Here is a 20,135-nt window from a genome sequence, read left to right as displayed (position 1 = left end):
AACTTCGCGAGGAGAATCGGCCGGATTTCCTCGCGAAATTCCCACTCGATGCCCTGAGGCCTACGCCACCAGCCGCTTCGGGTTGTCGATCACCGAGTAGTCACTGGCGTCCCCGGAGATCACCCGGCTGCTTTCACCGTTGACACCCACCGGCACATCACCGGCCAGGGTGACGCGATGCATCCGGCGCCGTTGGTCACCGTAATCGGAGACGGCATAGTGCTGGGTGGCGCGGTTGTCCCACATCGCGACGTCACCGAGCTCCCAGCTCCATCGAATCGTGTTCTCCAGCCAGGTGATCCGATCCTGGAACATTCGGAACAGCGCTTGCGATTCGCTGCCGTTCACATCCAGAATCCGCTTCACGAAGTTGCCCAGCAGCAGCGCCTTCTCGCCCGTCTCGGGATGCACCCGAACCACCGGGTGGTGCGCCTCGAAATGCGTCGACCCGAACTCGCGCACATACTTGGATCCGGATCCCGCCTTGGCCAGCAGTTCGGCCACCTTCGCGGGATCTACTTGGGCGTAATCGAACTGGTTGTTGTGCATGGCCCACAGATTGTCCGCCAACTCTTGCAGGGCCTTGGGCAGCTGCCGGTAGGCCGCCACCGTGGAGGTCCACGTGGTTGTTCCGCCATACGGTGGCAGCTCCACCGCGCGCAGGATCGAGGCCTTCGGAATCCGGTCCACGAAGGTCACATCCGTATGCCACTGGTTGGCGCGGCCCCCCTCCTCCGAGTCGAGCCGCATCACACGCTCTCCGTCGAACTTCAACGTGGGGTGCGGCGATGTCGGTACGCCCATGCAGCGCGCGAAAGCGAACTGCGCTTCGTCGTCGAGGTGATGCTGTCCGCGGAAGAAGATCACCTTGTGCTCCAGCATGGCCTCGTTGATGGCAGCTGCCGTCTCGGCGTCCACTTCGCCGAGGCGCACTCCGTCGATACGGGCGCCGATGTTCTCGCCCAGCTTCACCACACGTACATCGCTGCTCATGACCCGCTCCTTCTTCCAGATAATTCGGTGTAGTCAAATGACTACACTCGCTCGTCCGCTACTGTACACACATGACTACACCCGAGGCAACGGCTGCCAAGCCCGTAGGCAAGGAAGAAGTGGTGGAGGCCGTTCTGAACGCCGCCGCCGAGCTCTTCGCCGAGAAGGGGCCCGCCGCCGCATCCATCCGCGAGGTCGCCGCCCGCGCCGGGGTGAACCACGGCCTAGTGCATCGCCATTTCGGAAGCAAACGCCAGCTGCTGGCCTCCACGCTGCAACACCTGGCCGACACCGGGGCCGCACTACGCGAAGCCGGGGCATCCGCTCCGGACCTGGAGGCCGCACATGATCTGCAGCTGCGAGTGATGGTGCGCTCCACGCTCGACGGCTTTCCCATCGAAGAACTCCAGGAGCGCAGACCCGGGATGGAGTGGCTACTCGAACAGATACGCCCCGGTCATGCGGACGAGCGTGAGGCCCGGCTAGCGGGGGCCCACGCGATTGCCCTGCAGCTCGGCTGGCGGCTGATGGGGCCCAGCCTGCGTGCCGGCTTCGGCCTGGACGACATGTCCGATGCCGATATCCGCGCAGAGGTCGCCGGGCAAGTCGCCAAGCTCGTTACACCCCAATAGATTCCACTAGGCGACGGGTTGCGCCTCCGGGAACACCCACTGGCCGTCGAGAATCTGCGGTTGCGCGCGGTACAGCCGGACCATGTAGTTCCAGCCTGGCGTGATCGGCAGGCAGTTCACCGTGGTGTCCGTGCACCCACCGAACTGCACCGTGGTGTCGCCCCCGGCTCCGCGTCGCGCGGTGATGTTGTTGAGTGAGTAGGCATTACGGGAGTTCGGCGTGAAGTACCCGTTCTTGTTGTAGACGGTGACCGACCAGAATCCATCTACCGGTACCTGTCCGACCGTCAGTCGATACACCGTGGTGCCGTCATTCTTGGCTGGGTTGACATTGAGGTAGAGGGCGTCTTTCTCGGGGTTGCCGCCCCAGGCCGAGGCGGTACCGATCAGATGGCGGACCGGGTCGGTGGTGTCCCTGGTACCGAACGTTGCCTTGGTATCGGGAAGTGTCGCGGCCAGCTCGAGCAGGCCTTCGCGCACCTTCTGTTGACTTGCACTGTCCCATTGAGGGATATCGAAGCTCCCGGGGCGTTCTTGTTGTGCCGTCACAGTGTCCTGCAAGGCATGGACCTCCGCGAGGTCCGCGGGATCACCCGGGTTCACCAAGGTCCGCACGGCGGCGGCTACATAGCGGGTTCCGGTCTGTTCCTTGGTGATTGTGTGCTGACCCTTGCCGTAGAAGACGGCCGGAACATAGTGATCCTCCGTGATGAGCTGCAGCGACATGAATCGCTGCCCCGGGTCAGGCATCGATATGGTGACCGGACCCGCGTCAAGGTCGAACACCGCCGACGAGTAGAGGGTGTCACGGTTCTGGCGGATTACCAGCTGCCGATCCAGTGGTGACAACTCCCGGATGTGATGGAAGGAGCCGAAGCCGCCATCCTTCACGATGTTGCCGAAGTACAGGTCCGACTCTGCCCGCGCAAAGTTGTCAGGGGTGACAACGATGGCGCCCTCGGGTGTGCGCCGCTCTGGGGACAACGCACTCGGTGTGTTGGCGGGAGCCGCCGACGGCGGATGCGCCGAGCACCCCGCCAGAACTGCCGTTACACCGACCATCACACCTGCCACAAGCCTGTTCATGGCATCGAAGCTACCCGCCGACAGTGCAACGAGAAGCGATTCAGCAGGTAGGGCCATCCTCGCCCGCGATGTCGCGGAGGGTCTGGAAGAAGTCGGCGCGCTGCCCCGCCGAGATGTCCGCGAGCAGGCGCTCTTCGGCCTCTCGTGCCAGCACGTCAGCCTGTTTGAGAAGTGCCGCCCCGGACCGGCTCAGTTGAGCGGGCCGGGCACGGCCGGAGTCCACGGTGTCCGGCCGTGACACCAGACCGGCGTCCTGCAGCGCCTGCAAAACGGTGTTCATCGACTGCGGGGTCACATCCGTCGCACGGGCCAGATCCGCATTGGACCAGCCGGGGTTCTTGGACAACACCCGCATGCAGACGTACTGGGGGAATGGCAGATTCAGGGGCGCCAACGCCGCCGTGATCTCCGAACGCAAGGCCGCCGAGACGCGGTACATCAACGCACCGAGCGGTTGCCATTCCTGCTCATCCATATCAGTCATGTTGACACAGTTACCATTCTCCCGCTGAGCGGCCCCGGAGCGCCCTGGACGGCATGTCGCGTTGCTACCCTTGATCGATGGCAGCAACCAGTTCGCCCGACGAACCGAATCTCGCTGCCACCAGCTGGACGATCCTCGGCATGCTTTCCTACGAGGAAGAGGTCTCCGGCTATGACATCAAGAAGTGGGCGGATTGGAGTATCAGCTACTTCTACTGGAGCCCTTCCTTCAGCCAGATCTATTCGGAACTACGGAAACTGGAAAAGATCGGGTACGCCACGTCGCGAGTCGATCACGACAACGGCGCCCGTAGCCGCCGGCTGTACAAGATCACGGCTGCGGGTATGGCTGCGATGAACCAGTGGGCGAACGAGACGCCCGCCGAGCCGCAGGTTCTCAAGCACAGCGTGGTGCTGCGCGTGATGCAGGGCCATATGACGGATCCGGCCAGGCTCAAGGAGATTCTCGAACGTCACGTCGAGTACTCCGAAAACATGCAACGGCGCGCGGCGCTCGATGCGGATGGCGCTGCGGCCCAGCCTGCCTGGGCGTACTCGCGCGTGGCACTCAAATGGGCCGAGCGCTACTACGCGGCCGAGCGCGATCTCGCGCTGATGATGATCGACGATCTTGCCGAGGCCGCGGAGGAATTCGACAAGGCCGATCCCGACGGCGGAACCCCTCGCCTCGTCCCGGGTTACTGGCGCGAGGTCGAAAAACGAGTTGATGCCGAAAAGCTTTCTAAACAACACGATTCGCCGGAGTAGCTACCGCACCGCCGCGTCCTGTGCGGCGATGTAGCCGTACACCAGCCCCTGAGCAATCGTGGCCCCCGCACCCGGATAGGTGGCGCCGAACGCATTGGCGGCGGTATTGCCGATCGCGTAGAGCCCCTCCATCACGGTGCCGTCTTCGCGCAGCACGCGTGCGCGCTCGTCCGCACGAAGTCCGCCGCAGGTGCCCAGGTCGCTCAGCACCATGCGCACCGCATAGAACGGGCCGTCATGCAGCGGCCGCAGGTTCGGATTCGGTGTCACGGTCGGGTCACCGTAGTAACGGTCGTACACGCTGCGGCCCCGGTGGAAATCAATGTCATCACCGGCTGCCGCCGATGCGTTGAATCGCCGCACCGTGGCCAGAAACTCCTCGCGCGGTATCCCCATCATCGGCGCCAGTGCCGCCAAACTCTCTGCACGATAAGCGATTCCGGAATGGAACCAGCTGGCCGGTATCGGCATACGCGGATAAAGCTGGCCGGCGAAGACGTAGCTGTTGCGGTACTGCCGGTCAAAGATGATCCACATCGATTCCACCGGGTCGCCGCGGCGCTCCCGCTCAAGTACACGCTGCCCAAACGACATGTAGTCGGTTGCCTCGTTGATGAAGCGTTGTCCGGTCTGGTCGACGATGAACGATCCCGGTAACGATCGCTCCGCCAGCATCACCTTTGGACTACCGCCGGGCAGCGGCGCGACCGCCGGGAACCACCAGGCCTGGGTCATGGAATCGATTGCCGCACCGCACTCTTGGCCGATCTGTAGCGCATCGCCGGTGTTGGTGTCGGCACCCAGGCTCATGTTCCTGCCGAGGGTCGCCGACTGGAACTTGTGCCGCATCTCCATGTTGTGATCAAAGCCTCCGGCCGCCAGTACGACGCCTCGACGGGCCGTCACCGCGATCTCGCGACCCTCGTGAGCGACCACCGCGCCGGTGACACGCGCGCCCACGGTGACCAGACGCACGAGCGAGGTGTCCGTCCAGATCGGAATCCCCGCACGCAGCACCCCGGCGAACAGTCCCGCCGCCAGGGCCTGACCGCCCGCCAGGTAGCGCCGGCCCAGTACCGCCCCGCCGACTCCTTGCGCGACTCGTTTCACGATGAGCGGCAAAGCCTTACGGGGGAGCCGTGCCATCAGGTTCATCCACCGATAGTCGGCGCTGGTGACGGGCATCGGGACCGCGGGGGGCTTCATGACACCCGGTTGCAGTCGGTTTCGGTACGCGCCCAGCACGGATGCATCGAACGGGCGGCATTCGCAGGTGCGCCCGACCGGGCTGCCGCCAGGCTCTTCGGGGTGGTAATCCGCGTAGTCCCGGCACCAGGTAAAACGCATCGGCGTCAGTCGCGTCAGCATCTCGATGGTCGCCGATTCGTGCTCAAGGAACCCGTCACTGCGCGCCTCCGAAGCGGTTCCCGCGACCACCGATCGCAGATAAGTGCGTGCCTGCTCCAGGGTGTCACCCGTACCGGCGGCACTCAGCACCGGACTCGCCGGCAGCCACAGGGCTCCTCCCGAGCGGGCGGTAGACCCACCCACATAGGGCGACTTCTCGACGATCAGCGCCGACAGTCCGCGCTCACTGCCGGCCAGCGCGGCGGCCATCCCCGTTCCGGCGCCGACCACCAGCAGATCGACCTCGGTGTCGGCCGCGACGGTTCCCGCCGGAATCAGCCCATGGGGTGCTGATGCCATCTGCATGTACCTCCGTCGAATAGGTATGAACGCCCGCGAGGTTATGCCGATAGTTCCTCGCGGTAGCCGCCGATTCCCTCCCAGCGGGACGTCAGCTCTGCGGGCGACAACCGATGTCCGGTGAGCGGACCGACCCCCTGCTGTGAGGGCAAAGACGCTGCTAGAACGGGTCCATGACGACAGCCCAGTCAGAGCCCGGTCTTGATTCTGTAAAGGTGCGAAGCATCGAGGCGGACGCGGCGCCTACCCGGTTCGCCCGCGGCTGGCATTGCCTTGGCCTCATCAAGGACTTCGGCGACGGAAAGCCACACTCCATCAACGCGTTCGGCCAGAAGCTTGTGGTGTTCCGCGGCGCCGGAGGCAAGATCAGCGTCTTGGACGCCTACTGCAGGCATATGGGCGGTGACCTCAGCCAGGGCGAGGTCAAGGGTGACGAAATCGCTTGCCCATTTCATGATTGGCGCTGGGGCGGCGATGGCCGCTGCAAGCAGGTGCCCTATAGCCGTCGCACCCCCAAGCTCGCACGCACGGCCACCTGGACCACGCTGGAACAGGACGGCATGCTGTTCATCTGGAATGACCCGCAAGGGAGTCCGCCGCCGGAGGGCATAACGATTCCCCGAATCGAGGGCGCCGGCAGTGACGAGTGGACCGATTGGCACTGGTACACAACGATTGTCAACACCAACTGCCGAGAGATCGTCGACAACGTCGTCGACATGGCGCACTTCTTCTACGTACACGGTGCGCTGCCTACGTACTTCAAGAACATCTTCGAGGGCCACGTTGCCACGCAGTACATGAACGGCGGAACCCGGCCGGACGTGCCCAGCCCGGAAGGGGTGGAGATGATCGGACAGACCTCCGTCGCGTCGTACTACGGACCCTCCTTCATGATCGATGACCTGACCTACCACTTCGTGGGCGGCGACCAGCAATCGATTCTCATCAACTGTCACTATCCGATCGATGCGGATTCCTTTGTGCTGCAATACGGCATCATCGTCAAGAAGTCCCCCGCATTGCCCGATGACGCCGCCACGGGTGCCGCCATAGCGCTCGGCGACTGGGTGAAGATCGGGTTTGAGCAGGATGTCCAGATCTGGAAGAACAAGGCACGTATCGACAATCCACTGCTGCGCGAGGAGGATGGCCCCGTGTACCAGTTGCGGCGCTGGTACCAGCAGTTCTATGTGGACGCCGAGGATGTGGCCGACGAGATGATCGACCGGTTCGAGTACGAGGTGGACACCACTCGTCCCGGGGAGGCCTGGAAATCGCAGATCGAGGAGAACCTCGCGGCGATGGCCGGAAGCTCATCGTCGTGATCCGCGCCGATAATCGCCTGGCCGACTCACCGATGGTGCCGGTCGGCTGTCAGCGTTGCGGCGCGGAGGTTTTAGCGCGCAAGAGCAGCTGGCAGCAGACCAGTGTTCAGTGGAATGCCGAGGCCGAATCTCGGTGCCTTCGGCGGCGGGACAGCACCGGACTCTTCCTGGTGTGCCCGGAGCTACGCGGATCGATTCTCGATGCCGCACGCAGCGGACGGTTACCCGTCCTCGCCGAAGAGTACGGCGTTTAAGCAAGCAGCTCGTCGACATCGCGGCATAACCGCTCGATCGCTGCGCCGGCCAGATCCAGACTCGGCATGGTCATGAACCCGTGAATAGCGTTGTCGTAAAGCCGGTACCGCACCGGAACCCGGGCCTTCTGCAGCGCCCGCGCGTAGGCTTCACCCTCACTGCATGGAGGGTCGTAACGCGCCGTCACCACCACCGCGGCAGGTAGTCCCGTGAGATCTGCCCGCAGTGGCGCCGCGTAGGGATGTGTGCGCAGGGCGTGATCGGGCAGGTACTGATCCCAATACCACTGCATGGCGGCGCGGGTGTTGTAGTAACCGTTGGCATACCGCCGATAAGAGTCCGTGTCGAAATTCGCGTCCACCACCGGGTAGATCAGGATCTGGCCCGCGAGGGCGGGCCCACCCATATCGCGGGCCATCAGCGCGGTGACTGCGGCGAGATTGCCTCCAGCGCTGTCGCCGCACACGATGACGCGGCTGGGGTCTCCTCCGAGAGTGCGCGCCTGACGCACCGCCCAACACGTCGCTAGAAACATGTCGTGCGCCGCCGCCGGCCACCGATGTTCCGGCGCGCGCCGATAGTCCACCGATACCACCACGGCGGGCATCTGATTGGCCAGCCGTCGGCACAAGCCGTCGTGGGAATCCTTGTCGCAAAAGACAAATCCACCACCATGGGCGAAGACGAGGGTAGCTAGCGGCCCTGTCGCAACTGGGCGGTACACCCTGACCGGTATCTCACCATGAGGCCCGGAGGCGTACTCATCGGTCACCGAACGCATCGGCAGCGGATCGGCCGGTGCGGTGTATCGGGCACGGACGGCAGCGCGCGCCGCCGCTCCGGTCATCGTCTCGACGCGCGGAAACCCCTCGTTCAGCGATGGAAGCAGCGCCGCGATCTGTGGATCGAGGCTCACGCGTATTGCAGTGCGCGTGAGTTCGTCTCGCGCGGAGCAGAGGACGGGCCGCACCGCAGTGGCCGAATCGGCTGCAGGGTCGGCGCCACCCGGGTCGGGCCGTTCTCGACATTGCGCCAGATGCCCATCGCTGTCATGCGCACCGGAGCCACCAGCCGTTGATCGAAGGTCATCCTCGGCATCGGCCCGGATACCGAAACCGCGGCGACAGCATCGCCGATGCTTCCGATCGGGGCGGCCACGCAGCCGATGCCCTGCTGCAGCTCCTCACGGTCGAAGGCCACGCCGTGACCGCGAACCTTATCCAGCTCGGGACGCAGCTGTGCCGCCGAGCCAATGGAGTAGCGCGTCTTGCGGGCCAGCGCGGTGAACTCGTCGAGCGTCTGGCGCTGGTACGCCAGGATGGCCTTACCCGAGGCCGTACAGTGCGCCGGCTGGCGACCACCGATGCGGGTGGCCAGGGCCGCGCCCATCGCGGCACCGATCTTCTCCAGATACACAACGTCTGTGCCGTCCAGGATCGACAAGTGGACCACGAGCCCGGTGGCCCGATGCAGCTCGTGCAGCATCGGCAGCGCGGCCGCATGCAGCCTGTCCTGATGCACCGCGAGTGAGCCGAGCTCGACCAATCGCGTGCCCAGTTCGTAGTCGCGACCATCGCGTCGCAACCACCGCAGCTGTACCAACCGCTCCAGCATGCGATGAACGGACGAGCGCGGCAGGCCGGTGCGGCGCACCAGCTGCGCCAGCGTGAGCCGGCCCGGGCCGTCGAAGGCGTCAAGCAGCAGGGATACCCGATCGATGACAGCGCTCGGGGTCGCCGATTCGGCGGTAATGGTGGTCATGGTGCCCTCCCACGGCGTTGGGGTCTCGGTCACATATGACTATTAGTCATATACCTGTTTGTATCATGAGTGTGTCCGCCGCCACAACCCCGCAGAGCCCCCACACGCGAACAGACGCCGGTTGCGTCTGCAACAGGCGTCTGTTTGCCGGAGAGAAGACCGGGGCTACATGGCGGCTAGCGGCTCGCTGCCCGACCAGTCATGGCCCCAGTAGCTATCAGCAGTGATTTCCTCTGCGGTGTAATACGTTTCGTCGACCCGCATACCTTCAGTACCGAACTCGATATCCCAGCCGCCAGGAGCCCGGACGTAGAAGGACACCATCTTGTCGTTGGTGTGGCGCCCCAAAGTGGAAGAGACCGTGGAGTCTGATTTCAATACCCGGTCCAGGGCCTGCCCCACGGCATCGAGACTGTCCACCTCGACCATCACGTGGACCAGCCCCGGTGCACCACCGTGCGGCGCGGGACAGAGCGCCAAACTGTGGTGGCGCTCGTTGATGCCCAGGAATCGCACCCGCATCGGGCCGAACTCCGGAGGCGCGGGAATGCGGAACGCTCCCCTCGACCGGAATCCCATCACCTCGGTATAGAACGTGAAGGCAGCATCCGGATCGGTGACCGGCAGCACCACATGCCCGAGCCCCTGAGCGCCGGTGACGAATCGCGCACCGAAGGGCGTGACCACCGGGCTGTGGTCCAGTACCGGGCCATGGAACACCTCGACCGTGGCGCCGCCGGGGTCGGTGAACGTCACCGCCTCTTCCACTCGCCGCGCGTCGGCCTCCTCGACGGACAACTGCTTAACCCCAAGGCCCGCAGCCTCCACTGCCCGCGTGACGTCGCGCAACGCCGCGCCGTCACGCACCTCCCAGCCGATCGTGACGACCTGATCCGTATCGCCGGGCACCACGACGATCCGCGCGGCACGTTCATCCATCCGCAGGTACAACGCCCCGGGGTCGGGCCCACTGCCTTCGGCGAATCCCAGCACCCCCAGGGCGAAATACCGCCAACGGTCCATGTCCTGGGTTTGGACGGTGATGTATCCCAAGCTCTTCAGCATCAGATCATCGCCCTCAGCGGGCCCTGCGGTTCGATGCCCAGCGAGCTCAGCGCCGATGCGTGAAACACGGTGCTGGGCACATGAATCGCGTGGGCGAGCCCGGTGTGCGCATCACGCCAGTACCGCTGCAAGGGCTTGTCCAATCGCATCGCGTTACCCCCGGAACGCGAGAAGATCTGATCGACCGCCATCACGGCGCGCCACGCGGCGCGCACCTGGGTACGACGGCCCGCGGCCCTGTCCTCGAATGACACCTCCTTGCCTGAATCGACGATGTCCCAGATCTTGTCGACATTCGCGAGGATCTCCTGGCGGGCGGCATTGATATCGGCGGCGGCCTCCCCGATCGCGAACAGCACATACGGATCGTCCTTGACCGCGGTGCCCTGGGCCCCGACCCGCTCGCGCTGATAGTCCAGGTGCGCGGCCAGCGCACCCTCGGCGATGCCGATCACGGCCGAACTGATACCCAGTGGGAACATCGTCGACCACGGCATTCGGTACAGGGTGCCGGTCATGCCGGCGTTGCGCTGCGCGGTGCCGTCAATCACCTCGTCCCCGTCCATCACCCGATACGACGGTACGAACGCGTCCCTGACGATGATGTCTTTCGAGCCGGTACCGCGCAGCCCCACCACATTCCAGGAGTCTTCGACGATCTCGTAGTCCTGACGCGGCAGGATCATATGCAGCATTTTCGGTGGCATGAGGGGCTTGCCTTCGCCGTCACCGAGCGACGCGCCCAGGATGATCCAGTCGCAGTGGTCGGTGCCTGAGCTGAACTGCCACCGTCCGTTGAAGATGTATCCGCCGTCCACCGGCTTGGCCACACCTGTAGGCGCATAGGGGGAGGCCATCCAGACGTCCTGGTCCTGACTCCACATCTCGGCGGCAACCTTGGGGTCGGCAAAGGCCACCTGCCAGGGGTGCACACCGACGACCCCACAGATCCAGCCCGAGGCGGGATCCAGTGCGGCGGTGGCCATGACGGTTTCGGCGAACTCGCGAGGGTGCACCTCGTATCCGCCGTAACCCTTGGACTGGAGCAGCCGGATCGGTCCGGCAGCCCTGAGCATCTTGGCGGTCTCATCGGGCAGCTTGCCCAGCTTCTCCGCCTCCCACGCCTGCTCACGTAGCTGGTCAGCGAGATCGTTGATGCGATCGATTACGCGTTCGGTCATGCGCTTGATAGTGCGCTCACCACCCCATCCCCATGGGACGTTTTCCCGATCAGCGGTCCGTTGGATCTGATTGACCGGTCACCGGGAATGGGGGATCGGGGGATTGCGACACGGACCTAGCGTGGCCAACCGTGAAGGCCCTCGTAAGAAACGTTGATGTGGTGGTGGTCGGCGCCGGTTTCGCCGGGTTGTATGCCCTGCAACGGCTGCGGTCACAGGGCCTGTCGGTCATCGTGTTCGAAGCAGGCTCGGACGTGGGTGGCACCTGGTTCTTCAACCGGTACCCGGGTGCGCGCTGCGATGTGGAGAGCATCGACTATTCCTATTCGTTTTCCGATGAGCTGCAACAGGATTGGGACTGGACCGAGAAGTACGCCACCCAGGAGGAGATCCTGAGGTACATCAATCACGTCGCCGACCGGTTCGGCCTGCGCCGCGACATCCGCTGCCGTACCCGCGTCACGTCGGTGGTGCTTGACGAGGGACAGACGTCCTGGACGGTGCGTACCGACCGAGGGGACGAGGTGACAGCGCGGTTCTGCGTCATGGCCACCGGCGCCTTGTCCACCGCCAACATGCCCGACATCCCCGGGCGTGATGCATTCGCCGGCGAGCTGTACCACACCGGACACTGGCCGACGGCAGGCGTGGATTTCACCGACAAACGCATCGGGATCATCGGCACGGGATCCTCGGGTATCCAATTGGTGCCCATCGCCGCCCAGACCGCCGGCGAACTCTTCGTATTCCAGCGCACCGCCAATTACAGTGTCCCCGCGGGTAATACCGTGCTCACTCCGCAACGCCGCGCCGAGGTGAAGGCCAGCTACGACGAGCGGCGGCGACAATCCCGGGCAAGTGGCGGCGGCTCCCCACACCAGGCCCATCCCAAGAAGACTCTGGAGATCACCGCCGAAGAGCGGCGGGCCGCGTTCGAGCAACGCTGGGATCTCGGCGGGGTGCTGTTCGGTAAGACCTTCCCGGATCAGACGACCGACATGCGCGCCAACGACGAAGCGCGCGCCTTCTTCGAGGAGAAGGTGCGCGCTGTCATCGACGATCCCGCCGTCGCCGATGTTCTCATCCCGACGGATCATCCCATCGGCACCAAGCGAATCTGCACTGACACCAACTACTTTCAGACATTCAACCAGGATCATGTGCATGTCGTGGATCTGCGCACCAGCCCGATCGAGTCGATAGACATCGACGGAATTACCACCACTGCACAGCATTACGGACTCGACATGATCGTCTTCGCCACCGGGTTCGATGCCATGACGGGCTCGCTGAATCGGATCGACATCCGGGGCCGGGGCGGCAAGACACTCCAGGACACCTGGCGGGCCGGGCCGCGCACCTATCTGGGGCTCGGGGTCGACGGATTCCCCAACCTGTTCATCGTGACCGGCCCGGGCAGCCCCTCGGTGCTGGCCAACATGGTGCTGGGTGCCGAACAGCATGTGGATTGGATCGGCGAGCTGTTAGGACATATGGCCGAACACGGCTTCTCGGCAGTGGAGGCCGACCCTCGAGCCGTCGACGACTGGGTCGCCGAGTGCAATGAACGCGCCGCCTCCACCATGTTCCCGCAGGCCAACTCGTGGTACCTCGGCGCCAATATCCCCGGCAAGCCAAGGGTTTTCATGCCGTTCATCGGTGGTTTCGGCGTGTACGGGGCCATCTGTGCCGATGTCGCTGCCAGCGGGTACAAGGGCTTCGCCCTGAGCGGTAGCAACGCGTGACACGGCTGCTGGAGCGGGTTGCGCTGGTCACCGGCGCAGGCCGCGGCATGGGACGCACACATTGCGAGCGCCTCGCCGAGGAGGGTGCCGATGTCATCGCGATCGACCTACCGGGCTGCACCGAGCTGGCCGACACCGTCAAAGAGGTGCAGTATCGCGGCCGGCGCTGCGTGCCCGGCTTCGCCGATGTCCGCGATCCGGAATCACTCACCCAGGCCATCGATGCCGGAGTGCAGATGCTGGGACGGCTGGACATCGTCGTCGCCAACGCCGGAATCTACGAAAGCCTCGGCCCCTCCTGGGAGATCACCGAAGATGCCTGGCGGCGGTCGCTCGACGTGAATCTGACGGGTGTCCTCCACACCGTTCAGGCGGGGGTGCGACACCTGACAGCGGGCGGCTCCGTCGTGGTCATCAGTTCCACGAACGGCCTCAAGGGCACCCCCAACACCGTGCACTACACCGCGAGCAAGCACGCCGTCGTGGGCCTGGCCCGCACGGCCGCCAATGAGCTGGGACCGTTAGGTATTCGGGTCAATACCGTGCATCCGGGCGCGGTCAACACGGGGATGATCCTCAATCCCGAGGTCATCGCTCGCCTGCGGCCGGACCTCGCACATCCCACCGAGGCCGACGCTGCCGAAGCCCTCGCGGCGCGCACCTTGTTGCCGGTGCCGTGGGTGGACACCGTGGACATCAGCAATGCCGTGGTGTTCCTGGCCTCCGACGAAGCGCGCTACATCACCGGCACCCAGCTGGTGGTCGACGCCGGACTAACGCAGAAAGTGTGATGAATCGCGTGACAGGACGATTGGCGGGCAAAGTGGCGCTGGTCACCGGTGCTGCCCGGGGTATTGGGCGTGCGCAGGCGGAACGCTTCGCGCAGGAGGGTGCCGATGTCATCGCTCTCGATATCTGCGCGCCGGTACACACCACCGTCACACCGCCCGCGACACGGGCCGACCTGGACCGGACGGCCGATCTGGTGGAGTCTCACGGTCAGCGGGTCATTCCGGGTGTGGTCGACGTACGGGATCTGCGTGCCCTGGAAACCTTTGTCACCGACGCGGTTACCGCATTCGGCGGACTGGATGTCGTGTGTGCCACCGCCGGAATCAGCTCGCGCAGCATGCTCACCGAGATGAGTGAAAGCGTGTGGCAGACCGTGCTTGACGTCAACCTGACCGGCGTGTGGCACACCACCCGCGCCGCGATTCCACACCTGATCAGCCGTGGCGGCGGCTCCATGGTGTTGGTGAGCTCCATCGCCGGACTGCGCGGTCTCGTCGGGGTCTCGCACTACGTCGCGGCCAAGCATGGCGTGGTGGGGCTCATGCGTTCACTGGCATCGGAGTTGGCGCCGCACAAGATTCGCGTGAACACCGTGCACCCCACCAACGTGGATACCCCGATGATCCAGAACGACCATGTGCGACGGATGTTCCGGCCCGACCTTGAAGAACCGACTCAAGAAGAATTCGCTCACGCCGCCAAGACCATGAACATGCTCGACCTGCCGTGGGTACAGCCGCTCGATATCGCCAACGCCTCACTGTTCCTGGCCTCCGACGAGGCGCGCTACATCACCTCGGTCGCCCTGCCGGTCGACGCGGGCAGCACGCAGCGGTAGCAGCGTTCGGCGGTACCGTCGAGGCATGAACGTGCTCATCTCGGCCGACGAACTCGCACAACGCCTGTCCAATTTTCGCGTTCTCGATGTGCGCTGGACCGTGATGCAGCCGAACGGCCGCGCGGCCTACCTAGAGGGTCATCTTCCCGGCGCGGTGTTCGTTGACCTGGATGCCGACCTCGCCGACCACGCGGTGACGGGCCGTGGCCGCCATCCGCTGCCCACACCGCAGGCTCTCCAGGCCAGTGGCCGGCGCTGGGGTCTGAGCGACGGTGACGCCGTGGTCGTCTACGACGATTGGAACGGGCAGGCGGCCTCGCGCGCCTGGTGGCTGCTGCGTGCCGCCGGAGTTGCCGATGTCCGGATTCTCGACGGCGGCTGGGCGGCCTGGCAGCGCTTCGGAGGACCCGTCGAGACGGGAGAGGTTGTCGCCGAGCCCGGCGGGATCACCATTTCCTCGCTGGACGGCTTCGCCTCGGTCGACGCCAATGCGATTGCTTCCCAAGCGGAATCACCCGATGCCTTGGTCCTGGACGCCCGGGCGGCAGCCCGCTACCGCGGCGACGAAGAACCCCTGGATCCCCGCGCCGGGCACATCCCCGGTGCCGTCTCCGCTGCGACTGCCGAGAACCTCACACCGCAGGGCACCTTCCGGCCCGCTGCCGAATTGCGCGAGCGCTTCGAGCTACTCGGCGCCGGACGGCACCCTGTCACGGTGTACTGCGGGTCCGGTGTCACCGCCACGCATCAGATCGCGGCGTTGGCCGTCGCGGGATACGACGCCGCCCTCTATCCAGGGTCGTGGTCGGAGTGGTCGAGCGATCCACAGCGCCCCGTCGCGACCGGGCCCGATCCGAGCTAGCCGATCAGAGCGCCAGCCCCACGGCCAGCGCGATAACCCCGAGAAGTGGCGGCACCAGCTGCTTGAGCGCGGCCGACGCCTTATCCGGCGACGAGATCAACAGCACCAGCCCGGCCGCGACCATCGACCCTGCACCGGTGAACACCAGCGTCGCACCGACCGACGTGCAGCCCCGTGCCCACAGCACCGTGCCGACCGCGATGGCGATCGCGAGGAACAGGTTGTAGAAACCCTGGTTGAAGGCCAGAGGTTTCGTCACCTCGGCCTCTTCGAGCGTGCGAACACCGAAAATCTTGCGCGTCTTCTCACTGGTCCACGTGATCGATTCCAGATAAAAGATGTAGACGTGGATGAGCGCGGCGATTCCGGTCAGTACCAGCCCTGCGATGATCATGCTGCGAGAGCCTATCCGTCTCGCCGCTAACGCAGAGCCGGCTCGGGCGTCATGCCGGATTCCGCCGCCTCTAGGGGGGCCTCTTCGCGGATATCGGTGCGCGAGTTCATCGCCAGCACCACCATGCAGAGCGCCGCCAGTATCGCGCCACCGCAGAGCAGCACGGGGTGTGTCAGCACCGGCAGCGTGTCGCTGAGCATCGTCAGCATCATCGGCACCCCGAAGCCCAGGTAGGTCAGCCCGTAGAAGACGGCGGTGAGTCCGGCCAGGTCCGTGGGCCCGGCGATCCGGTTCACCTCCTGGAGCCCGCTGACCAGTGCCGTCCCATACCCCGCACCCAGCACCAGCGCGGCGATCAGGACCCATGGGATCGTGAGCCGGTGCGCGGCAACGGCGGCCAGCGCCATCCCCGCGGCGACCAGCGCCAGCCCGATGATGCCGAGCCGCGCGGTACCCGGCCGATCGATCCTGGGCGCAAGCAGCTGTGCGGTGAAACCGCAGCCCAGGCAGACCAGACAGCACAACGCGGAGAACGCGATGCGCTCGCCCGGGAGTGTCGGGGCGATGAGCGTGGGCAGCACCGCGTACGCCACCGCCGCCGAGCCGAACACCCAGGGCGCCAAAGGCATCACAACGAACAGGAAGCGGCGACGGCGCGCGGCAGGGATCTTCAGATCGTCCACCAGCCGGCCCGGCGCGCGCTCGGCCGCAGACTCCGGAACCGAAAGTGCCAGTACCGCACCGGGAATCGTGATAGCGATGTTGACCAGGAACGCCAGGTGCTGTGGCCAGGGGCCCCACTGCGCCAACGCTCCGGCCACGGCCGCGCCGAGCGCGAATCCCGCGGTCAGGCTCATGGCTCCGCGCCGCGCACCAGCACCGATCCGGTCAAACGGGGGAGCCGACAGTTCCTTGACCCATGAGCTTCCTGCGGCCATGGCCAGGCCCAGCGCGATACCGGAGAACACCCGCCCCGTGAAGAGCAGCGCGAAATGCTGTGCCCCCAGGGCCAGCACCAGGGACCCGGCCATCGAGATAAACGGGGCCGGCAGCATCACCGCACGTCGGCCGTAACGGTCCGAAAGTGGTCCGCCCAGGAAGAGCGCCGGGATGATGCCCAGCACGTAGGCGAACAACAGTGTGTCAACGGATGCGGCAGATTGCCCGGCCTGCCGATACATCACCAGCAGCGGGGTGAACTCATTACCGCCCCAGGCAATTCCGAACATCGCGAGGGCCACCCGCTGCCATGGCGCCAGCAGTCGGCTAGTCACGCTCGGTCACCACTTTCATGTGCTCCACCAGCTCGACGCTGAAGCGTGCCGCGTCGCCCGCCGCGAGCGCGTCCACCAGCGCGCGGTGCCCGGCAACCGAGCGTGCGACCCGCACCGGGTCTACCCCGATGGCGGCCGCCGCCATTCGGCGCTGACGCTCGCGCAGGCTGTCGTAGAAGTTCTCCAGCAGTGGGTTTCCGAGCTTGGCCACGATCGCGCGGTGGAAGTCCACGTCTGCGGCGGCAAAACCTGCGGCATCGCCCTGCGCGGCACGCCCCAATTGCACCTCGATGAGTGCTGACAGGTCTGACAGGAGTGCCGGAGATGCGCCTCGTTCGGCAATGCGCGCCGCGGCAGCACTCTCCACGACGCGGCGCGCGTCGACGACGTGTCGGCGTTCCTCTGGAGTGATGGGCACGACCAGCGCCCCGCGCTTGGGATAGAGCCGCAGCCAGCCTTCGGTTTCAAGCCGCAGGAAGGCTTCCCGCACGGGAGTGCGGCTACACCCCATCCGCGCCGAGATCTCCCCTTCGCTCAGCAGCTCACCGCCGGGGATATCGCCGCTGAGGATGCGCTCCTTTACCGAGCGATATGCCTCTTCACTTGCGGAGATGGCCACTGTTCGAATAATAGACACAACTTGTATCTAAGATGATGGCGATAGCTATAGCAAACCGAAAAACACACTTCACGGGGTGTTCAGCGTCACGTCGAGCCGGTGATCGATGCCACCGTCACCGCAGACGCACCGCCTCGCTAGCGGGCCGCCTGCTCGTCGGCGATCCGCTTGTCCAGCTTTGCGTCGAACGTGTTGGCAAGCGCCGTGCACGCCGTCGGGTCAATCATCGGATTCGGGTCACGTTGCGCCGCGAGCCTGTTCAGCTTCGTGATGTCGTCGGCTTGTTCGGGGTGCACGGAGAACAAGATGTCGCAGGGCAGCGCGCGCACCGTCTGAATGCTCTGCCGGAACCTCGAGACGTGACCGGGCGCAAAACGGTAGTTACCGGTGGCGACAGCATTGAGGCTATCGGCGTAGACCATGTCCAGGCACCGCCCTCCCTCGCACGATTTCCAGGTCCAGCTGACACCGCCGGGTGTGTGACCCGGCGTGAAATGCGCTGTCACCGCGACATTTCCGAGCTTCAGCACCTCCCCATCGGCTATCTCCCGCACTCGTTCAACGGCAGGGAAGGCTGCATTCGCGGTATCGGAGGCCTGCGGATCATCGGCGGACACGTGCCCGGCGCGCAGCGACTGTGCACCGATAGGGCTCGATACCGCGGTGGCACCACTGTCATGAACCACCGCGGCGATACCGCCGGCATGGTCGACGTGAGTATGCGAGGACAACACGTACTTCAGGTCCTCGACGGCGAAACCAAGCGTGCGGATGTTGTCCTCCACCTGGGGCGCCGACTGCGGCATGCCCACGTCCAGAAGAATCAGGCCCTCGTCGGTCCGAATCAGTACCGAACTGATGCCCTCGGTTCCGACGTAATAGGTGTCACCGTGCACACGGATAGGCGCACGCGGCTGCGTCCAGATCGGGTCTCCCGCCACCGGCGCGGTCAGCGAGTTCCCATGTTCATGCTGTTCGGGCCCCTCCGGCGAGGCGGTACAGCCCGCGACGAGGACAGCGAGAGCGGCGGCGGCGAGCAGTTTCACGATCTCCATCCCTACCACCTCACCGAACACCCGAGCACGCGGATTTAGACGCGTGCTTCGATAACACCATGCAACGCACTATCTACACCGAGGACCACGACGCGTTCCGGGAGTCCGTGAAGACATTCGTGCAGCGCCACGTCGAGCCGCGCGCCGAGAACTTCATCGAGCAGCGCTACATCGACCGCGAGCTGTGGCTAGAGGCCGGCAAGCAGGGCTACCTGGGGCTCGACGTGCCCGAGGAGTTCGGCGGCAGCAGTGCCGGCGACTACCGCTACAACGCGGTTCTGCAGGAGGAGCTGTCGCGCTCCAGCGCCGCACTGGCCTCCTCGATGTCCATCCACTTCGACATCGTCGCCCCCTACCTGGTCGAGCTGACCACCGATGAGCAGAAGCAGCGCTGGCTGCCGAAGTTCTGTAGCGGCGAGATGATCACCGCCATCGGCATGACCGAACCGTCGGGCGGCTCCGATCTGGCAGCCCTCAAGACCACCGCGGTCAAGGACGGTGACGACTGGGTCATCAACGGCTCCAAGACGTTCATCACCAACGGCGCACGTGCCGATCTCGTCGTCGTCGCCGCGCGCACCGCACCCGAGCTCAAGGCCAAGGGCATCACCTTGTTCGCCGTCGAAGAGGGCATGCCCGGCTTCGAGCGCGGCCGCAAGCTGGACAAGGTGGGCCAGCCCGAGGCCGATACCGCCGAACTGTTCTTCACCGATGTGCGGGTGCCCGCCGAGAACGTGATCGGCGAGGTCAACCAGGGATTCATCTCCATGATGCAGCGCCTGCCCCAGGAGCGGATGGGCTGTGCGGTCGCCAACATCGCCCACGCGGCCGCCGTGCTGGAGGAGACGATCGAGTACGCCAAGGAGCGCAAGGCGTTCGGTCAGCAGATCGGCAGCCTGCAGTACAACAAGTTCCTCATCGCCGAGCTCGTCACCAAACTCGAAGCGGCGCAGGTGTATGTCGATCAGGGTGTGCTGGCGCACAGCAAGGGCGAGCTCTCGGCGATCGATGCCGCGAAGGCCAAGTGGTGGTCCTCTCAGGTGCAGAACGAGGTCATCGACGCCTGCGTGCAGCTGCACGGTGGCTACGGCTACATGAAGGAATACCGCGTCGCACGGGCCTGGATGGACGCGCGCGTCACCAAGATCTGGGCCGGTTCCAACGAGATCATGAAGGAGCTCATCGGTCGCGACCTGGGCTTCTGATCCGACCCCGCCCGGGCCGCTACCGTCGAATGGGAATCTGGCGAGGCGTTTGGCCGGAATTTCCTCGTGAGATTCCCACTCGGTGAAAGGGC

At 65.1% G+C, this 20,135-nt stretch carries 21 protein-coding genes; 9 read left to right on the top strand and 12 right to left on the bottom strand.

Annotated elements, in window-relative coordinates; genetic code table 11:
- Window positions 1-60: 60 nt before the first annotated feature.
- Window positions 61-993 (bottom strand): TauD/TfdA dioxygenase family protein, encoded by a 933-nt coding sequence (locus RHO23_RS21615; RefSeq protein WP_030096196.1) that lies wholly within the window; start codon window positions 991-993, stop codon window positions 61-63.
- Between the two features lie 71 nt (window positions 994-1,064).
- Here RHO23_RS21615 and RHO23_RS21610 point away from each other — a divergent pair, with 71 nt between their 5' ends.
- Window positions 1,065-1,625 carry a TetR/AcrR family transcriptional regulator gene (locus RHO23_RS21610; protein ID WP_057967349.1) on the top strand — a complete coding sequence of 187 codons (561 nt, stop codon included), beginning with the start codon at window positions 1,065-1,067 and terminating at the stop codon, window positions 1,623-1,625.
- 6 nt (window positions 1,626-1,631) lie between these two features.
- Here RHO23_RS21610 and RHO23_RS21605 read toward each other — a convergent pair whose 3' ends face one another.
- Entirely contained in the window at window positions 1,632-2,711 is a 1,080-nt protein-coding gene (locus tag RHO23_RS21605) for a DUF1254 domain-containing protein (RefSeq protein WP_423488318.1), read from the bottom strand.
- Window positions 2,712-2,751: 40 nt separating this feature from the next.
- A complete protein-coding gene (locus RHO23_RS21600; RefSeq protein WP_030096199.1) occupies window positions 2,752-3,186 on the bottom strand; it encodes a MarR family winged helix-turn-helix transcriptional regulator in 435 nt (144 codons plus the stop codon).
- An 86-nt stretch (window positions 3,187-3,272) separates the two neighbouring features.
- On the opposite strand from RHO23_RS21600, the gene RHO23_RS21595 reads away from it, so the two are divergent.
- Window positions 3,273-3,962 carry a PadR family transcriptional regulator gene (locus RHO23_RS21595; RefSeq protein WP_057967350.1) on the top strand — a complete coding sequence of 230 codons (690 nt, stop codon included), beginning with the start codon at window positions 3,273-3,275 and terminating at the stop codon, window positions 3,960-3,962.
- Here the strand turns inward: RHO23_RS21595 and RHO23_RS21590 are convergent, their stop codons facing one another.
- Window positions 3,963-5,669, bottom strand: coding sequence for a 3-ketosteroid-delta-1-dehydrogenase (locus RHO23_RS21590; RefSeq protein ID WP_423488317.1), 1,707 nt, complete (start codon window positions 5,667-5,669; stop codon window positions 3,963-3,965). It lies immediately after the preceding gene.
- A gap of 173 nt (window positions 5,670-5,842) precedes the next feature.
- Between RHO23_RS21590 and RHO23_RS21585 the strand changes: the two genes are divergently transcribed.
- Together RHO23_RS21585 and RHO23_RS21580 are read left to right on the top strand one after the other, a co-directional pair.
- Complete coding sequence (locus RHO23_RS21585) at window positions 5,843-6,997, top strand: Rieske 2Fe-2S domain-containing protein (RefSeq protein WP_423488316.1); 1,155 nt, start codon at window positions 5,843-5,845, stop codon at window positions 6,995-6,997.
- The gene (locus RHO23_RS21580; RefSeq protein WP_423488315.1) at window positions 6,994-7,251 is read left to right on the top strand and encodes a ferredoxin; all 258 of its coding nucleotides are present in this window, start codon (window positions 6,994-6,996) and stop codon (window positions 7,249-7,251) included. The genes RHO23_RS21585 and RHO23_RS21580 overlap by 4 nt, the downstream gene beginning before the upstream one ends.
- Here the strand turns inward: RHO23_RS21580 and RHO23_RS21575 are convergent.
- From RHO23_RS21575 to RHO23_RS21560, 4 genes are all read right to left on the bottom strand, one after another.
- Window positions 7,248-8,168 (bottom strand): alpha/beta hydrolase, encoded by a 921-nt coding sequence (locus tag RHO23_RS21575; protein WP_423488314.1) that lies wholly within the window; start codon window positions 8,166-8,168, stop codon window positions 7,248-7,250. The two genes, RHO23_RS21580 and RHO23_RS21575, sit on opposite strands and share 4 nt — an antisense overlap.
- The gene (locus RHO23_RS21570) at window positions 8,165-9,013 is read right to left on the bottom strand and encodes an IclR family transcriptional regulator (RefSeq protein WP_057967353.1); all 849 of its coding nucleotides are present in this window, start codon (window positions 9,011-9,013) and stop codon (window positions 8,165-8,167) included. Before RHO23_RS21570 ends, RHO23_RS21575 begins: the two co-directional genes overlap by 4 nt.
- 165 nt (window positions 9,014-9,178) lie before the next feature.
- On the bottom strand, window positions 9,179-10,078 hold the full coding sequence (gene bphC, locus RHO23_RS21565; protein ID WP_030096206.1) for a biphenyl-2,3-diol 1,2-dioxygenase: 900 nt from the start codon (window positions 10,076-10,078) through the stop codon (window positions 9,179-9,181).
- Window positions 10,078-11,259, bottom strand: a complete 1,182-nt coding sequence (locus tag RHO23_RS21560) for an acyl-CoA dehydrogenase family protein (protein ID WP_423488313.1) — start codon at window positions 11,257-11,259, stop codon at window positions 10,078-10,080. Before RHO23_RS21560 ends, bphC begins: the two co-directional genes overlap by 1 nt.
- Window positions 11,260-11,390: 131 nt before the next feature.
- Here RHO23_RS21560 and RHO23_RS21555 point away from each other — a divergent pair, with 131 nt between their 5' ends.
- From RHO23_RS21555 to RHO23_RS21540, 4 genes are read left to right on the top strand one after another with little or no spacing between them, the layout of a single operon-like run.
- Window positions 11,391-13,004 carry a flavin-containing monooxygenase gene (locus tag RHO23_RS21555; RefSeq protein WP_423488312.1) on the top strand — a complete coding sequence of 538 codons (1,614 nt, stop codon included), beginning with the start codon at window positions 11,391-11,393 and terminating at the stop codon, window positions 13,002-13,004.
- Complete coding sequence (locus RHO23_RS21550; RefSeq protein WP_423488311.1) at window positions 13,001-13,795, top strand: mycofactocin-coupled SDR family oxidoreductase; 795 nt, start codon at window positions 13,001-13,003, stop codon at window positions 13,793-13,795. Before RHO23_RS21555 ends, RHO23_RS21550 begins: the two co-directional genes overlap by 4 nt.
- 8 nt (window positions 13,796-13,803) lie before the next feature.
- On the top strand, window positions 13,804-14,634 hold the full coding sequence (locus tag RHO23_RS21545) for a mycofactocin-coupled SDR family oxidoreductase (protein WP_423488310.1): 831 nt from the start codon (window positions 13,804-13,806) through the stop codon (window positions 14,632-14,634).
- A 25-nt stretch (window positions 14,635-14,659) separates the two neighbouring features.
- Window positions 14,660-15,496 (top strand): sulfurtransferase, encoded by an 837-nt coding sequence (locus RHO23_RS21540; RefSeq protein WP_423488309.1) that lies wholly within the window; start codon window positions 14,660-14,662, stop codon window positions 15,494-15,496.
- Between the two features lie 4 nt (window positions 15,497-15,500).
- Here RHO23_RS21540 and RHO23_RS21535 read toward each other — a convergent pair whose 3' ends face one another.
- From RHO23_RS21535 to bla, 4 genes are all read right to left on the bottom strand, one after another.
- Entirely contained in the window at window positions 15,501-15,890 is a 390-nt protein-coding gene (locus tag RHO23_RS21535; protein ID WP_030096212.1) for a DUF1304 domain-containing protein, read from the bottom strand.
- A 26-nt stretch (window positions 15,891-15,916) separates the two neighbouring features.
- Window positions 15,917-17,119: an MFS transporter gene (locus RHO23_RS21530; RefSeq protein WP_030096213.1), complete on the bottom strand. Its 1,203-nt coding sequence runs from the start codon at window positions 17,117-17,119 to the stop codon at window positions 15,917-15,919.
- Between the two features lie 37 nt (window positions 17,120-17,156).
- Window positions 17,157-17,795: a GntR family transcriptional regulator gene (locus RHO23_RS21525; RefSeq protein ID WP_057967375.1), complete on the bottom strand. Its 639-nt coding sequence runs from the start codon at window positions 17,793-17,795 to the stop codon at window positions 17,157-17,159.
- 125 nt (window positions 17,796-17,920) lie between these two features.
- Window positions 17,921-18,838 carry a subclass B3 metallo-beta-lactamase gene (gene bla, locus RHO23_RS21520; protein ID WP_030096215.1) on the bottom strand — a complete coding sequence of 306 codons (918 nt, stop codon included), beginning with the start codon at window positions 18,836-18,838 and terminating at the stop codon, window positions 17,921-17,923.
- A gap of 59 nt (window positions 18,839-18,897) precedes the next feature.
- On the opposite strand from bla, the gene RHO23_RS21515 reads away from it, so the two are divergent.
- Window positions 18,898-20,043, top strand: coding sequence for an acyl-CoA dehydrogenase family protein (locus RHO23_RS21515; RefSeq protein ID WP_030096216.1), 1,146 nt, complete (start codon window positions 18,898-18,900; stop codon window positions 20,041-20,043).
- The last annotated feature ends 92 nt before the right edge of the window (window positions 20,044-20,135 follow it).

The organism is Mycobacteroides sp. PCS013 (genome assembly GCF_049532645.1).
Classification (GTDB): Bacteria; Actinomycetota; Actinomycetes; order Mycobacteriales; family Mycobacteriaceae; genus Mycobacterium; species Mycobacterium gwanakae.
This window is presented reverse-complemented; position numbering and strand designations above follow the sequence as displayed.